The 14,054-nt window shown below is 73.8% G+C and carries 15 protein-coding genes and 8 tRNA genes; 7 read left to right on the forward strand and 16 right to left on the reverse strand.

Going from position 1 to position 14,054, the window contains the following annotated elements:
- Positions 1–124: 124 nt before the first annotated feature.
- The gene (locus tag ACIRG9_RS05685) at positions 125–1,369 is read left to right on the forward strand and encodes a PucR family transcriptional regulator (protein WP_402850705.1); all 1,245 of its coding nucleotides are present in this window, start codon (positions 125–127) and stop codon (positions 1,367–1,369) included.
- A gap of 14 nt (positions 1,370–1,383) precedes the next feature.
- On the opposite strand, the gene ACIRG9_RS05690 is transcribed toward ACIRG9_RS05685, so the two are convergent.
- Positions 1,384–1,620, reverse strand: a complete 237-nt coding sequence (locus ACIRG9_RS05690) for a potassium transporter TrkA (RefSeq protein ID WP_402850708.1) — start codon at positions 1,618–1,620, stop codon at positions 1,384–1,386.
- A gap of 121 nt (positions 1,621–1,741) precedes the next feature.
- On the reverse strand, positions 1,742–1,939 hold the full coding sequence (locus ACIRG9_RS05695) for a hypothetical protein (protein WP_402850710.1): 198 nt from the start codon (positions 1,937–1,939) through the stop codon (positions 1,742–1,744).
- A gap of 410 nt (positions 1,940–2,349) precedes the next feature.
- Between ACIRG9_RS05695 and ACIRG9_RS05700 the strand changes: the two genes are divergently transcribed.
- Positions 2,350–3,174 (forward strand): cell shape-determining protein MreB, encoded by an 825-nt coding sequence (locus tag ACIRG9_RS05700; protein WP_402850713.1) that lies wholly within the window; start codon positions 2,350–2,352, stop codon positions 3,172–3,174.
- A gap of 73 nt (positions 3,175–3,247) precedes the next feature.
- Complete coding sequence (locus tag ACIRG9_RS05705; protein ID WP_402850715.1) at positions 3,248–3,568, forward strand: TraR/DksA family transcriptional regulator; 321 nt, start codon at positions 3,248–3,250, stop codon at positions 3,566–3,568.
- Positions 3,569–3,624: 56 nt separating this feature from the next.
- Here the strand turns inward: ACIRG9_RS05705 and ACIRG9_RS05710 are convergent, their stop codons facing one another.
- Positions 3,625–4,683 (reverse strand): alpha/beta hydrolase, encoded by a 1,059-nt coding sequence (locus ACIRG9_RS05710; protein ID WP_402850718.1) that lies wholly within the window; start codon positions 4,681–4,683, stop codon positions 3,625–3,627.
- A 131-nt stretch (positions 4,684–4,814) separates the two neighbouring features.
- On the opposite strand from ACIRG9_RS05710, the gene ACIRG9_RS05715 reads away from it, so the two are divergent.
- The 4 genes from ACIRG9_RS05715 to ACIRG9_RS05730 all read left to right on the forward strand — a co-directional run bounded on the left by ACIRG9_RS05715 (position 4,815) and on the right by ACIRG9_RS05730 (position 8,445).
- Complete coding sequence (locus ACIRG9_RS05715; RefSeq protein WP_402850721.1) at positions 4,815–5,369, forward strand: hypothetical protein; 555 nt, start codon at positions 4,815–4,817, stop codon at positions 5,367–5,369.
- Between the two features lie 94 nt (positions 5,370–5,463).
- Positions 5,464–6,144, forward strand: a complete 681-nt coding sequence (locus ACIRG9_RS05720) for a response regulator (protein WP_402850724.1) — start codon at positions 5,464–5,466, stop codon at positions 6,142–6,144.
- Between the two features lie 7 nt (positions 6,145–6,151).
- Positions 6,152–7,549: an ATP-binding protein gene (locus ACIRG9_RS05725; RefSeq protein ID WP_402850727.1), complete on the forward strand. Its 1,398-nt coding sequence runs from the start codon at positions 6,152–6,154 to the stop codon at positions 7,547–7,549.
- A complete protein-coding gene (locus tag ACIRG9_RS05730) occupies positions 7,537–8,445 on the forward strand; it encodes a Gmad2 immunoglobulin-like domain-containing protein (RefSeq protein ID WP_402850730.1) in 909 nt (302 codons plus the stop codon). The genes ACIRG9_RS05725 and ACIRG9_RS05730 overlap by 13 nt, the downstream gene beginning before the upstream one ends.
- Here ACIRG9_RS05730 and ACIRG9_RS05735 read toward each other — a convergent pair.
- From ACIRG9_RS05735 to ACIRG9_RS05795, 13 genes are all read right to left on the reverse strand, one after another.
- On the reverse strand, positions 8,426–9,544 hold the full coding sequence (locus tag ACIRG9_RS05735; RefSeq protein ID WP_402850733.1) for a glycosyltransferase: 1,119 nt from the start codon (positions 9,542–9,544) through the stop codon (positions 8,426–8,428). The two genes, ACIRG9_RS05730 and ACIRG9_RS05735, sit on opposite strands and share 20 nt — an antisense overlap.
- Positions 9,541–10,131 (reverse strand): TetR/AcrR family transcriptional regulator, encoded by a 591-nt coding sequence (locus ACIRG9_RS05740; protein WP_402850736.1) that lies wholly within the window; start codon positions 10,129–10,131, stop codon positions 9,541–9,543. The genes ACIRG9_RS05735 and ACIRG9_RS05740 overlap by 4 nt, the downstream gene beginning before the upstream one ends.
- A gap of 106 nt (positions 10,132–10,237) precedes the next feature.
- Complete coding sequence (locus ACIRG9_RS05745) at positions 10,238–10,453, reverse strand: hypothetical protein (protein ID WP_402850739.1); 216 nt, start codon at positions 10,451–10,453, stop codon at positions 10,238–10,240.
- A 127-nt stretch (positions 10,454–10,580) separates the two neighbouring features.
- Positions 10,581–10,653, reverse strand: a tRNA-Arg gene (locus ACIRG9_RS05750).
- Between the two features lie 33 nt (positions 10,654–10,686).
- Positions 10,687–10,759: transfer RNA gene (locus tag ACIRG9_RS05755), tRNA-Leu, on the reverse strand.
- 12 nt (positions 10,760–10,771) lie between these two features.
- Positions 10,772–10,846, reverse strand: a tRNA-Leu gene (locus tag ACIRG9_RS05760).
- 4 nt (positions 10,847–10,850) lie between these two features.
- Positions 10,851–10,923: transfer RNA gene (locus ACIRG9_RS05765), tRNA-Gln, on the reverse strand.
- Positions 10,924–10,947: 24 nt separating this feature from the next.
- Positions 10,948–11,020, reverse strand: a tRNA-Arg gene (locus tag ACIRG9_RS05770).
- A 39-nt stretch (positions 11,021–11,059) separates the two neighbouring features.
- A complete protein-coding gene (locus tag ACIRG9_RS05775; RefSeq protein WP_402850742.1) occupies positions 11,060–12,259 on the reverse strand; it encodes an RtcB family protein in 1,200 nt (399 codons plus the stop codon).
- Between the two features lie 30 nt (positions 12,260–12,289).
- Positions 12,290–12,363, reverse strand: a tRNA-Gly gene (locus tag ACIRG9_RS05780).
- 31 nt (positions 12,364–12,394) lie between these two features.
- Positions 12,395–12,467, reverse strand: a tRNA-Pro gene (locus ACIRG9_RS05785).
- Positions 12,468–12,570: 103 nt separating this feature from the next.
- Positions 12,571–12,642, reverse strand: a tRNA-Trp gene (locus tag ACIRG9_RS05790).
- 304 nt (positions 12,643–12,946) lie between these two features.
- The gene (locus ACIRG9_RS05795) at positions 12,947–14,005 is read right to left on the reverse strand and encodes an urea transporter (protein WP_402850745.1); all 1,059 of its coding nucleotides are present in this window, start codon (positions 14,003–14,005) and stop codon (positions 12,947–12,949) included.
- Between the last annotated feature and the right edge of the window lie 49 nt (positions 14,006–14,054).

Here is a 14,054-nt window from a genome sequence, read left to right on the forward strand (position 1 = left end):
GGCTTATTCCAGGCCAGCCGAGCCGACCCGACGTCGGGTCGCGTCGCCGCGCGGCTCGCCTCGATAGGCTGACCGGATCGGGTCGGCAGCCGACGCCGGCCACGTTCCAAGAGGAGCCCAGGGATTGACTGGCGGTGGCCGGCGGACCGGTCGGGGACCCGCGGCCGGGTCGGAGCGGGACGCGTGCCTGGCGGCGATCGCCCGAGCCGCCAGCGCCGACGCCGGCGGGGTGCCGGTGGACCTGCTCGGGGACTACCTGTGGCTGCTCGCCGAGGCGGCGGTGACCGGGCGCCGGCCCCGGCGCGCCGAGCTCGACGCCGTGGGCATGCTGGGGCGGCGCGCCGCCGAGCAGGGCGTGTCGGCGGGACGGGCGGTCCGGCTGTACCTGTCGGCGGCCCGGCGGCTGTGGCAGCAGCTGCCCCAGTTGACCAGTTCCACGGACAGCAACGTGGTCCGCGCGTCGGCCGAGGCGGTGCTGCACGTCGTCGACAGCGCGGTGGCCACCCTCGCCGACGGCTACGCCGTGGCCCGCCGGGAGCTGGTCCGGCGGGAAGAGGCGCTGCGCCGAGAACTCGTCGACGACCTGCTACGCGGCGACTCCGACCTGGGTGGCCTGGTGGAACGCGCCGAGCCGTTCGGCCTGGACCTGGCCCGGGTGCACCAGGTGGCACTGGCCGCGCCGCGCCGCCGGCTCCCGGACACCGACGCCGCGATCAGCGCGCTGGAAGGCGTCATCTTCGACCGGCTCGGCGACCGCGACGTGCTGGTGGCGACGAAGGAAGGGCTACTCGTGGTGATCGCGCCCGCCGACGCGGTCGCACCCGACCGCGGCGTCCACGGGCGGGAGGTGTCCGGCGACCTCGGGCGACTGATGCACGCCGAGTTGGACCGCCTGCCGCGAGGCGGCCCGTGGCAGGTGGCGGTCGGCCGCCCGCACCCCGGCCTGTACGGCATCGCCCGTTCTTACGAGGAGGCCCGCGAGGCGTTGATGACGGCGCAGCGGCTGAACGCCGACACCCCCGTCATCGACGCCCGAGACCTGCTCGTCTACCGCGTGCTGTTACGGGATCAGCCCGCCATCGTGGATCTCGTCCAGGCGGCGCTCAGCCCGCTGCGGCACGCCCGCGGCGGGGCCCAGCCGTTGCTGGACACCCTGGACGCATACTTCGCCGCCGGCGGGGTCGCCACCGACGCCGCCCGCCGCCTGCACGTGTCCGTCCGCACGGTCACCTACCGGCTGGACCGGATCAGAACGCTCAGCGGATACGACCCGAACGACCCGCGCGACCGGTTCACGCTGCAGACCGCGGTGTACGGCGCGAGGGCGTTGGACTGGCCGCGCCAGCCGCTGCCCGGCCCCGCGTCGTAGCGGCCGAAGCCCCGTCAACTCCGCTGGTCGCCGCCGATAACGTCGAGCAGGCCCAGCAGGCCGGCCAGCGTGACCGCCTCGGAACGGGTGAGGCGGAGCTCGCAGGTCCTGTCCGGATCGTCCAGGTCGTCGTAGATGACGTCCCGGCGGTCCAGTCCGCGGTATTCGACCACCCCGACCCGGCGGCCCTGGGCGGTGGTGAAGGTGTGTTGCATCCCGATACCGGGTAGTGGGGTGTGTTCGATCTTCATCGGTGCTCCGTACGGGAGGGGCTGGTGGGGCCGCGGGTAGCGGCCAGGTCGGCCGGCGCCACCGGGCCGGGTGGCTCGGGGCGCGGCGCGGACCAGGGGTGCGGAAAGCGGGACGGCGCGCTCAGGCGGGCAGGCCCGGCGGCGCCCGGTCGGCCGACCAGGCCGGGACGAATCCCGCGATGGCGCTCGCCGGCCGGACCACGGCGCACCGGCCCATGGTGCCGCCGGCCCGCCGGAGTGCGGTGAGCACGGCCACCACGACGAACATCGCCAGCGCGGTGCGCGAAGCGACGTCCAGTCGGGGCCGAAGGACTGCCATGCGGCCCACCATAGCCGTACGAACCGCATCCCGTCGCCGCCCTTCCCGGCGGTGGCCGCGGCCGGCTCGCCGGCCGGTCTCCGGTCGCGACAGGTCGCCGGTGGCCGGCAACGAAGAGGCCGGAAGTTGGCCGGCCGCAGGCCATGTCGGTCCGCGACTTCGGACCGACCCTGGAGGTTCGACAGGCTTCCTGGCCGGCGAGGGGGTGGGTGATGACGACCAGCGAGGTGGCTGCACGATCGGTGCCCCGGCCGCGCCAGCCCGCGCCAGTCCGCACGCCGGGCACCGTCAGCGGCTGACCCGAGCCGGATGAGCGCGGCCCGCCGGTCCGCGTGCTCCCGCCCAATTCCCACGTCGCCCCACGTCGGGGCGGCGCATCGTCATATTCCACCGTGGAAGAAGAGGTCAGCATGCCCGTCGCCCAGGCCCCCGCCGGTCGCCCCTTGGACACCGCTGGCACCGTCTCCGCACGCACCGGCGTCCACGACCCGGCCACCTTTCGGCCCAGCCCGATCGCCGTCGACCTCGGCAGCGGTCAGTTGCGGATCCGGCTGGGTGGCCACGAACCGCTCACCACCGTGATCACCGACCGGTCGGCCCGACGACATCCACTGGTACGGCGGGGCCGGGTGATCGACGGTCGCGGATGCGCCACGGCACTGTCCCAGCTACTGCGACAGCACCGGGTCGGCGTGCCGGCCCGGCCCCTGGTCGTGGCGTGCCGTCCGCTGCTGTCCACGACGGCCGACCAGGACACCACCCGGCGGGTCCTCGACGCCGTCTTCGCGCCAGCGCGACTGCTGTTCATCGACACCGTACGCGCCGCCGCCATCGGCGCCGGGGCCGGCGCCGGCACGCTGCTCGTCGCCGATGTCGGCGCCCAGCTCACCGAGGTGGCCGTCCTGCGGGACAGCCAGGTCGTCGCCGGCCGGCGGGCGAACCTCGGCACCTGCGACCTCACCGACGGAGCCACCGTCGACGTGCTCGCCGACCGGCTCGCCCGCCTGGTGCGGGACCTGACCCACGGGCCCCAGGCGGTGCCGGCGGCCGCCGCCGCCCTGGCCCGCGGACTGGTCCTGGTCGGGGACGGGGCCACCCGACCTGACCTGAGAGACCGCCTTGCCGCCACAACGGGGGCCCCGGTGCACCGTGCCGCGGGCCCCCGTACCGCCGCACTGACCGGTGCGAGCCTGGCCGCCGCGGCCGCCGCCCGCCACCCGGCCGCCGGCGACTGAGCCGAGCCACGACCGCACCACCACCTTTCACACCGGCCCCGCACCGACGTGCTCCACGGAGAGGTTCCCAGCCATGACCGACACGCTCCGCAGCCGTACCGCCGCCCTGCGCGACATCCTCGAACAGCAGTTCCAGACGCACACCGGTCAGCTCCTCGAACTCACCGCGCACAGCCGGGAGCCCGGCCACGGTGGCCACGACCCCGACACGTTGCGGGCACTCATGGAAACTGCCCGCCAGGGCATCGCGGACAGCGCGGGAGCGCTGCGGCGCATGTCCGAGGGCACCTACGGGTGCTGCGAGAGCTGCGGCGGCGAGATCCCGGTCGCCCGGCTGGAGATCCGGCCGTCGGCCCGGTACTGCGTCCCCTGCCAGCAACGACAGCAACGCTGAGCGCCATCACCCCGTCGGCCGGGGTCACCACCGGCCACCGGAACGCCCCGCAGCGGTCAGTCCGCCAGTGCCGCGCCGATCGCGCGTACCTGACCGGGCGCGACCGACCGCCAGTAGTGGTCGTCGTGGCAGCCGGTGGTGATCTCCACCGCGGACGGGTCGGGCAGCCGCTCGCGCAGCGTACGGACCGCGTCGGCGAACGGGTCGGCCGCGCCGATCGCGATCCGCACCGGCAGGCCGGCGAACTCGTGTGCCCGGGCGGTCACGTCATACCGGGCCCACTCGTCGGCGCTGTCGAAGGCGCCCGCGTTGACCCGCTTCGCGTCGGCGTACGAGTGGAATATCGCCGGCGAGGTGGCGACCACGGCCCGGAACCGGTCGGGGTAGGTCAGCGCGGCGAGCAGGGCGCCATAGCCGCCCATCGACCAGCCGGCCACCGCGACCCGGTCGGTGCGCAGCCCCCGCTCGGCGAGCAGCGGCAGGAACTCGTCGACCAGCATGCCGAGCGGGTCGTCGTCGGCGTGCGGGTGCCAGTAACCGTTCCCGCCGTCCGGGGCGGCGAGGGCGAACGGGGTCACGCCCTGCGACGGCTTCGACGGCTCCGGTTCGCCGCGCCCCGAGCTGGAGCCGTCGCCGGCCAGCAACTCCGAATACCCGCCCGCCTGGATGGTGCCGCGGGAATCCGAGCCGTACCCGTGCAGGGCCAGGCAGACCGGGAGCCGCGCGCCCGGCGCGTACCCCGGCGGGTAGGCGATGGCGAAGGCGACCTGCCGGCGCCGCGCCGCGGAGCGGAAGCTGCCGGTGACCGGCGCCGGCGCGGGCACGCGCGGCGCGTCCGGCTCACGGGCGTTGCAGCGGCCGAGGGTCTGGTTCAGCGCCGACCGGCCCGGCAGCACCTCGGCGTCGACCAGGGCGATGCCGCCCGCGCCGACCCCGGCGATTCCCGCTGCGGCGCCGAGGGACTGGAGCAGTCGACGTCGGGTCAGCGCCATCCGGTCACAGTAGCCGGTCCAGCGAGTCCGGCAACATGGCCAGCCGAACTCCAGCGCACCCGCGCCGGTGTCCCAGGTGCCCGGCTCGTCGCGGGCGCCGGCGCCGCGTCGGGCCAGCAGCAACCGGCCACGGCGGCTGTTACCTGGCGGTTACCCCGCCGCGAAGCAGCCGTGGCACGGCAGCCCGACCGTCGAGCCACGGGACCACCGGAAACCGTCCGGTGATCGCCCCGAACATCGACGGGAGGACACCGATGAGACTGAGGAGAACACTGCTGGCGCTGGTCATGGTGCTCGGCGGGCTGCTCGCCGGGGCGGGTGGCGCCACGGCGGCCACCCCCTACTGCGGGATCACCTGGGGCAGCACGGCGAAGGCGGACGGCACGCTCAGCAGCGCCCCGCTGGTCGACGTCCGCACCGGGCAGCACGACTGCTGGGACCGGGTGGTCTTCGAGTTCGCCGGCCCGGCGGACGGCTGGTCGGTCGGGTACGGCGAGGCGTACACCGAGGGGCAGGGGTTGGCGCTGTCCCCGTACACCGCCGGGGGCGCGCTGCTGCGGGTCTCGCTGCGGGCGCCCGCGTACGACGCCGGTCACGCCGCCACCGTGCCGTACCGCACCGGGGACCACGCCGCGAACGCGCTCGGCTACCGGACCCTGCGGGACGTGGTCTTCGGCGGCAGCTTCGAGGGCTACACCACCTTCGCCGTGGGTGTGCGCGCCCAACTGCCGTACCGGGTCTTCGTGCTCACCGGTCCGGGTACGCACAGCCGGATCGTCCTCGACGTGGCCCACCAGTGGCAGGAGTGATCCCGCCGCCGGTGATGGGGGCCGACCGGTCCCCCATCACCGGCCGTTGCGCCAGGATCCCGGGTCGCCGGCCCGGACTACCCTGAGTGGCGTCATGGAGGGCCGCGTGCTGGTCGTCGAGGACGATGCCTCCATCCGGGAGGTCACCGCCCTCGGTCTGCGACGGTCCGGGTTCCGGGTGGACACCGCCGTGGACGGCCCGGCCGCCCTCGCCGCGTGGCGGGCCCGGCCGGTCGACCTGATCGTGCTCGACGTGATGCTGCCCGGCCTCGACGGCTTCGAGGTGTGCCGGGAGATCCGGCGGACCAGCCAGGTGCCGATCCTGATGCTGACCGCCCGCACCGACACCATCGACGTCGTCGTCGGGCTGGAATGCGGGGCCGACGACTACCTGCGCAAGCCGTTCGACCTGCCGGAGCTGGTCGCCCGGGTCCGCGCCGTGCTGCGCCGGACGGTCGCCCCCGTCACCGACAGCACCGTGACGGCCGGGCCGCTGGAGATCGACCCGGCCCGGTTCGTGGCCCGCAAGGCGGGCCGGGAGCTGATCCTGACCGCGACCGAGTTCCGGCTGCTGCTGGAGCTGGCCCGGCGCCCCGGACAGGTCTTCACCCGCGAACTGCTGCTCGACCGGGTGTGGGGGCACACCTACCTCGGCGACTCCCGGCTGGTGGACGTGGCGGTGCAACGGCTGCGCGCCAAGGTGGAGGACGATCCCGGCGCCCCGACGCTGATCAGGACGGTCCGCGGGGCGGGCTACAAGCTGTCGACGGGGTGACGGCGCGATGGCGGCGGGCACGGTCGCACCCGGGCGCCTGCGGCGCCGGCTCGTCATCGCGTTCGTACTCGTCGCCGGCGTCTCCGCCGGCGCGCTCGCCGGCGGCTCGTACCTGATGCTCCGGCAGGCCCGCTACGACGGCGCGCTGCAACGCGCCGCGGCCGACGCCCGCTACCAGCTCGTGCTCGCCGCGCAGTTCCTGCCGCTGACCGACGCCCGCCGGGCCGACCTGCTGGCCAGCTTCGAACAGAACGGACGGCACGTGCTGCTGGTCGCCGGCGACACCCGGGCGTCCAACCCCCGGTACGCGCCGACGCCCGGCCGGGCCCTGCGGGGCAGCGTCGCCGCCGGACAGCTCGGCTTCCAACGCTCCGCCGGCAGCGCGCGGCCGCACCTGCTGGTGGTCGGCGGACGGATCCCCGGTTCCACCGCCGAGCTGTACGTGGTGACGGTCGAGGACGACCTCGTCGACGGCCTGAACCAGCTCCGCACCGCGCTGGCGGTGGGCTGGGCGGCCGTGGTGCTGCTCGCCGCCGGGGTGGGCAACACCCTCGCCCGGCGGACCCTGGAACCCGTGGGGCGGGCCAGCCGGGCGGCCCGCGCGGTCGCCGAGGGACTGCTGGACACCCGGCTGCCGGTACGCGGCCGGGACGAGTTCAGCGCCTGGGCCGCCTCGTTCAACGAGATGGCCGAGGCGCTGGAGACGAAGATCGATGCGCTGTCCCGGGCCCAGGCACGGGAGCGGCGGTTCACCGCCGACGTGGCGCACGAGCTGCGTACCCCGGTCACCGCCCTGGTGGCGGCGGCGTCGCTGCTCGCCGACCAGCTCGACGCGCTCCCCGCCGACGCCCGCCGCGCCGCCGAACTCCTCGTCACCGACGTGGTCCGGCTCCGCCGGCTCGTCGAGGAGCTGATGGAGATCTCCCGGATGGACGCCGGACGGGAGGTCGTGTCGAGCCAGCCCGTCGACGTCGTCGCGCTGCTCGGCGGCATCGTCGACGCGGGCGGCTGGGCCGACCGGGTGCGCGTGGCCGGGTCGGCGCCCCCGACCGTCACGGACCCCCGCCGCCTGGAACGGGTGCTGGCCAACCTGGTGTCCAACGCGGTCGAGCACGGCGACGCCGAGGTACGGGCCGACGTCCGGCACGCCGGCGAATCGGTGATCGTCGAGGTCACCGACCGGGGTCCCGGCATCCCCGCCGAACACCTGCCGCACCTGTTCGACCGCTTCTACAAGGTCGACCCGTCCCGCACCGGACCCGGCAGCGGACTCGGCCTGGCCATCGCGCTGGAGAACACCCGGCTGCTCGACGGACGCCTGACCGTGCAGAGCGAGGTCGGCCGGGGCACCCGCTTCCGCCTCGAACTGCCGGTCGACGCCGGAGGTGACCGATGCGACGCCTGATCACCCCGCTCGCGGCGCTGCTGCTGCTCGCCGCCGGCTGCGCCCCGGCCCGGACCGGCACCCTCGGACCGGCCCCGGCCGGATCCTCCGCCACCACCGGCGCCACCGCGACGGGGACGGCCCCCGGCACGCCCACCTCCGGCACCTCGCCCGACACGCGTACCCGATCCCCGGCCGCCGGCCCGACCGGCCCGACCACCGCCGGAACGCCCGGCCCGGACGGGACGATCACCGTGGAGCTGTGGTTCGCCCGCGACGGCCGGCTCGTGCCGACCCGGCGTACCCGACCCGCCACCCTGACCACCTCTCGGCTGGCGCTCACCGAGCTGGCCGCCGGCCCGTCCGGGGCCGAGACCGCCGCCGGCATGGCCACCCTGGTCCCGCCCGGCACGCAGGTGAGCCGCATCGCCGGCGGCGTGGCCACGCTGGTCCCGCCGACCGGCTTCGACACCGGCGGCGCGGCGACCGCCCGGCTCCGCCGGGCCCAGGTGGTCTGGACGCTGACCCAGTTCCCCTCCGTACGCCGGGTGGCCTTCACCACGGACGACACCGCACCGACCGGGCGCGACGACTACGCCGACCTGCTGCCGCCGATCGTGGTGACCGCCCCCGCGGTCGGCGACCGGGTCACCAGCCCGGTCACCGTCACCGGGACCGCCGAGGTGTTCGAGGCGACCGTGAGCGTCCGGGTGCTGGACGCGGCGGGTCGGGAGATCGGCACCGCGTTCACCCTCGCCGCCTGCGGCTCCGGCTGCCGCGGCGCCTACCGGGTGAACGTCGGCTACCGGCGGGCCACCGCCGGACCGGGCAGGGTCGAGGTGTACGAGGTGTCGGCGCACGACGGTTCCCGGGTCAACGTCGTGGCCATCCCCGTCGTCATGGCCGCCGCGGGGTAGGGACGGCCAGCTTCTCGATCAGGTCGGCGGCGGTGGTGGCGCCGTCGGCCGAGCGGATCGAGCTGCCGAGCCGGGCCGCCGCAGCACGGTGCGGACCGTCGCCGAGCATGTGCTCGATCGCGGCTCGGATGTCGCTGACCGAGGCGGACCTGCGCAGCACCGTGGCGGCGCCCTGCCGGGCGACGGCCCTGGCCACCGCGGGCTGGTCGCCGAGCGAGGACATGGGGATGAGCACCATCGGCAGGTCGTGCGCCAGCGCCTGGACGGTGGTGCTGTGGCCGGCATGCCCCACGACCAGGCTCACGGTCGGCAGGATCGGCGCGTGCGGCAGGAACTGGTGCACCTCGACGTTGGCCGGTGGGCGGATCTCGTCGGGCCGTACGCCGTGCCCGGTCGTGACCACCGCCTGCAGGGGCAGGCCGGCGACCGCCTCCATCACCGACTGCAGCACGGCCCGCTGACCGACGTAGTAGATCGAGCTGAGGCTGACCAGGATCCGTGGCTGCCGTACGTGGGGGGTCGGGGCGGGCGTGCCGACGGGCCACACCGGACCGGTGATCCGGGCATTCCCCGGCAGCGCGGCGGCCTCGTCCAGGTCCGGCGCGGTGGCCACCAGGCTCAGCTCGCCGCGCCGCCACAGCCGCGTCGGCGCCATGCCCTTCGCCCGCGCGACCAGCCCGACCGGCCCGCGGGCCCAGGCATCGTGCAGGTAGCGGTGCAGGGTGTGCATCAGCGTCACCTGCGGAACACCGAGATCCTGCGCGGCCCTGATGCCCGCCAGCAGCATGCAGTCGACCACGGCGACGTCGGTCGGCTCGCGGCGCAGGGACTCGGCCACATCGGCGCCCACGGCCCGCTCGGTGAACAGCCGCAGGTATTTCACGGCCCACTGCGGGCTGGTGGTACGCGTCACCGGCGACCATTCGGCGGCCTGCCGGTACGGCTCGAATCGCAACCCGGCCGCCTCCACCGCCTGACGTTGCCGCGGGTGACCGAGCAGGCGAACCGCGTGCCCGCGCCGGTGGAGTTCGGCGGCGATGCCGAGCGCCGGTGGCACGTTGCCGCCACCGTCCCAGGTGACGAAGAGCGAAGACGTCACGATGACTCTCCAAGGATCGCTGCGATGAGATGCCGGACCCTGGCTTCGGCCTGGTCCCTGGGCAGCCGGCGGTCTCGGGTCAGAAGCTTCCACGTGTACAGGTCCGTCGCGATGACCAGCAGGTCGGTGACAATCTCCCGCGCGTCGGACGACCGGGCGGCGAGCATCGGCGCGAAGACCTCGCCGACCCAGTCACGATGCAGCTCGCGCCCCTGCTCGGTCACCGCGTGGGTCTTCGGGTCGCGGGTCTCCTGGGCCAGGAGGCGCAGCATCATCTCGCCCCAACGCTCGTAGTGGTCGAAGAGGGAGCGCACGGCGGCGGCGATGTCGCCGACCGGGGAGCGTCGTTCGGCGGTGACCTGCCGCACGGCGTACGCTGCCGCCGCCTCGAACAGGCCGTCCCGGCTGCCGAAGTGCCGCAGCACCGTCTGCACACTCACCGCCGCGGACTCCGCCACGTCGTTGAGGACGATCTCCACCGACATCTGCCGCCGGGCCAGCGCCACCGTGGCGTCCAGGATGCGTTGCCGGGTGCGCGCCGCAGCAGCCGCCCGCGCCGTCTGGACGTAGGCCCGCTTGGCGTTCACACGTGTCAGTGAACGCCGCCAGCCACTTTCATGTCAACAGCATTGACGCGAAAACTGACCGCGGGGCGCGAGCTCCGGCATCGCGTACCGGTCGAGGAAGCCGCTCCTACCCGGCGGCGGACCGGGGCGCCTCGTAGATCCACTCGGTCGCCGTGTCGGGCGCCCGCCCCACCCGGCGGTAATCGACGTCTTCCGTCGCCTCATGGGGCCCGTGCAGCTTGAGCGCGTACGTCATCGGCGGGTCGTCCGCATCCGGCACGTCCCAGCTCAATGCCACCCCGTCGTACGGCCCGCCACGCAGCCGCACCCTCACGATCGCCACGCCACTGACGTTAGCGAAGCGGCGGCCCGCGCGGGCGGGTTAGCGGAGTGCCGGTCCCCCAGCCTCCGGTGCCCCGACAAACTGGGCCGCGGTCAACCCCGCAGTGGACGGCAGATCGGTGAGGTCGCGCCCCCGGCTGGATTCGAACCAGCGACCTTCAGGTTCGGAACCTGATGCGCTCTCCGCTGCGCCACGGGGGCATGAGGCCGCGGGCGACGATCACCCGCCGTGCGTACCCGGGGCGCGATTCGAACGCGCACTGGCCGTTTCCTGAAAACGGTGCCTCTCCCGTTGGGCTACCCGGGCCTGATCACTGCGTGCCCTCGGCGCGATTCGAACGCGCACTGCGCGGCACCTCATGCCGCTGCCTCCTGCCAGTTGGGCTACGAGGGCTCTGCTGCGAGCGGAGGAGTCGAACCTCCAACCTTCCAATCCAGAGTTGGATGTGCTGCCAGTTGCACCAGCTCGCATGGTGTCCGCCGAGCGGCGGACCGTGCCCCGACCAGGATTCGAACCTGGGCTCTCCGGTTTCGTAGACCGGCGCGCTCTCCGCTGCGCCACCGGGGCGGGCAACCGGCGCCCACCCCCGTGGGGCGCCGATCGTTCTCAGCCCTTCACGCAGACCACCTGCTTGAGGTGTGCCACCACCTCGACCAGGTCCTCCTGCTGCGCCATCACCTGGGTGATGTCCTTGTACGCGCCGGGGATCTCGTCGACCACCCCGGCGTCCTTGCGGCACTCCACGCCGGCGGTCTGCGCGACCAGGTCCTCGGTGCTGTACGTCCGCTTCGCCTGTCCGCGCGACATCCGCCGCCCGGCGCCGTGCGAGGCCGAGCAGTACGCGTCCGCGTTGCCCCGGCCGCGCACGATGTACGACCCGGTGCCCATCGACCCCGGGATGATGCCCAGGTCGCCCTTGCCGGCCCGGATGGCGCCCTTGCGGGTCACCAGCACGTCCACCCCGTCGTACGTCTCCTCCGCCACGTAGTTGTGGTGGCACGAGATCGGCTCGTCGAAGGTGACCTGCGGGAACTCGTCGCGGACCACCCCGCAGAGCAGGGCGAGCATGACGGCCCGGTTGCGGCGCGCGTACTCCTGCGCCCACCAGAGGTCCCGGCGGTAGGCGTCCATCTCCGGCGTACCGGCGAGGAACACCGCGAGGTCCCGGTCGGGCAGTTCGACGTTGTGCGGCAGGCCGCGGGCCACCGCCATGTGCCGCTCGGCCAGTTCCTTGCCGATGTTGCGGGACCCGGAGTGCAGCATCAGCCAGACCTGGCCGTCGTCCGGGCCGCCCCGCTGGATGCAGACCTCGATGAAGTGGTTACCGCCGCCGAGGGTGCCCAGCTGGCGCTGGGCCCGGGTCTCCAGCTGCGCCACCTTCCGGTCGAGGGTGCCGAAGCGCCGCCAGAAGTCGTCCCAGCCGCGCTGCTCCAGGCCACGGATCCGGCGCGGATCGACCGCGTCGTCGCGCATCGCGAAGCCGACCGGGATGGTCGCCTCGATCGCCGTACGCAGCCCGGCGAGGTCGTCGGGCAGGTCGGCCGCGGTGAGCGAGGTGCGGACCGCCGACATGCCACAGCCGATGTCGACGCCGACCGCGGCCGGCGAGACGGCCTGCCGCATCGCGATGACCGAGCCGACGGTGGCGCCCTTACCGAAGTGCACGTCCGGCATGACGGCGACCCCGTGCACCCAGGGCAGCGCCCCGATGTTGCGCAGCTGCTTGGCCGCCTGCGCCTCGATGGCGTACGGGTCGGTCCAGACCCGGACCGGTGCCCGGGTGCCGGCCAGCGGGGTGAAACCCATCGTCGTCTCCTTGATCTGGGGTGATGTCCGAGCGGCTGGCCGGATTCGAACCGGCGATCTTCACCGTGGCGAGGTGACGCGCTGCCTGGCTGCGCTACAACCGCATCGGGAACGGCGGTGTCGCCGTTCCCCGAGTCCGGGACCGCGGAATCGAACCGCGTGTCTCTCGCGCCCAAGGCGAGCGGGTCAGCCAGCTCCCTCGTCCCGGATGCCCGGCCGACGCGAGCGCGCCGGCCGGGATCGTGCTCATGCCGTCCACTGTGGAGTTGAGAAGGATCGACGTCGCCGGCGGGCGGCCGGGACGGGTCGAGCAGGGGCGACAGGATTCGAACCTGCAACCGTCGGATTTGGAGGCCGGTGCTCTTCCGTTGAGCTACACCCCTACGAAAAAGCCGCCCGGTCCCTGGTCACGGGGCGGGCGGCTGCGCGGTCTTCGCGCTGGCGCTAGACGCGCCGCCACCCCGATTGCCACCGCTGCCGTCGGCAGCTGCCCAGGCCGAGTTTCGGCAGCAGGGCACCCCCGCGCGGCGTGGGCCGCTCGGTCAAGGCGCGATACTGCTGCGACACGGTGTGCTCCCTGGGGTGCGTGGAACCGGTTGACGTTGCCCACTCAAGGTAGAGGCACCGTCGGCGGCACCGCAATGAATATTCGCGAGGATGTCTCGGCCGGCTCCGGCACCGATCTCGTCAGGCAGTCGCCGGCGCTGGCCGATCCTGGCCGAAATGCCGCTTCGCGAGCAGGAAGAGCCACGTCGTGATGACGAACGGCGCGGTCAGTGTCGGTATCCCCAGCGGTTGCAGAACCGTGGTGAGCGCCGCCTGGACGAAGACCGTGGCGATGATGCCGAACAGCGTGTAGAGGATCGCCGGGAGCGTGGGCCGATAGGACACCGCGCCCAGCGCGATGGCGGTCAGCACCGCGTTGAAATCCCACAGCCCGGCTTCGACGGCCGGGGCCCCGGCCTCGTACCAGATCGCGACGAGCGAGGCGACCACCGTGCCGATGATCGCGAAGAGCGCCGCACGCAGCGAGTTCACGGCCAGCCCGAGCACGATGATCGCCCCGGCGACGGCGCTCGGTATCAGGTAGACCTGGGCGACGCCTTCGATCATGCCGGGGATCACGTCGGTCACCGGCGACGCCGGCGCCGAGTGTGCGCCGGGCAGCGCCGGGCGGCTGGGCGTCGCCACGGTCACCGCCGCGAACTGGTAGGCACCCATCAGCACGGCCCAGGTGGTCAGGACGAAGGGGAAGGTGAACGGCAGCAGGCCCCAGGTCCGCAAGACCGGGATCAGGGCGAGCGTGGTGATGGTGGTGGCCGCGGCGCCGAAGATCACCAGGAGCCAGAGCAGGGCGCCGCCGCGCAGGAAGAGCAGCACTCCGATGCCGGTCAGCAGCGGGCTGAAGCCGAACAGTCCCTGCCGTAGGGAGCCGGCGTCCGCCCGCAGCAACAGGGCGGTCACGGTGCCGACGGCCACGCCGACGATGGCCCCGCCGACCAGCCGGGGCGCACCGGCGATTCCGGCGCCCACCCCGATCGCGATGAGGATCAGCAGGCCGGTCAGCGGATTGTTCTGCAACATCACCTGCGCCGCGCCGCGCAGGCACATGTCGACGAACTCGACCGCCTTGTTGCGCCCGGTGAGTCGCCGCCACGGTTCGGCGATGCTGCTCATGCCACTCCCGTCGATGAGGGCGGCCAGCAGCACCGCGTCGCCGACCAACGCCTGTCTCCTGCTCGCCAACTTAGGCAGTCACAGGGGGTCTGAGCCGGGCTTCCGGGTCTTTGTCCCC

It is taken from the genome of Micromonospora sp. NPDC093277, assembly GCF_044765245.1.
In the GTDB taxonomy this organism is placed as follows: domain Bacteria; phylum Actinomycetota; class Actinomycetes; order Mycobacteriales; family Micromonosporaceae; genus Micromonospora.

Coding starts and splice junctions, on each gene's coding strand:
- ACIRG9_RS05690 (WP_402850708.1), bottom strand. CDS start 1,620: ATGAAGATCGAACACACCCCACTACCCGGTATCGGGATGCAACACACC.
- ACIRG9_RS05695 (WP_402850710.1), bottom strand. CDS start 1,939: ATGGCAGTCCTTCGGCCCCGACTGGACGTCGCTTCGCGCACCGCGCTG.
- ACIRG9_RS05700 (WP_402850713.1), top strand. CDS start 2,350: ATGCCCGTCGCCCAGGCCCCCGCCGGTCGCCCCTTGGACACCGCTGGC.
- ACIRG9_RS05705 (WP_402850715.1), top strand. CDS start 3,248: ATGACCGACACGCTCCGCAGCCGTACCGCCGCCCTGCGCGACATCCTC.
- ACIRG9_RS05715 (WP_402850721.1), top strand. CDS start 4,815: ATGAGACTGAGGAGAACACTGCTGGCGCTGGTCATGGTGCTCGGCGGG.
- ACIRG9_RS05720 (WP_402850724.1), top strand. CDS start 5,464: ATGGAGGGCCGCGTGCTGGTCGTCGAGGACGATGCCTCCATCCGGGAG.
- ACIRG9_RS05725 (WP_402850727.1), top strand. CDS start 6,152: ATGGCGGCGGGCACGGTCGCACCCGGGCGCCTGCGGCGCCGGCTCGTC.
- ACIRG9_RS05730 (WP_402850730.1), top strand. CDS start 7,537: ATGCGACGCCTGATCACCCCGCTCGCGGCGCTGCTGCTGCTCGCCGCC.
- ACIRG9_RS05775 (WP_402850742.1), bottom strand. CDS start 12,259: ATGGGTTTCACCCCGCTGGCCGGCACCCGGGCACCGGTCCGGGTCTGG.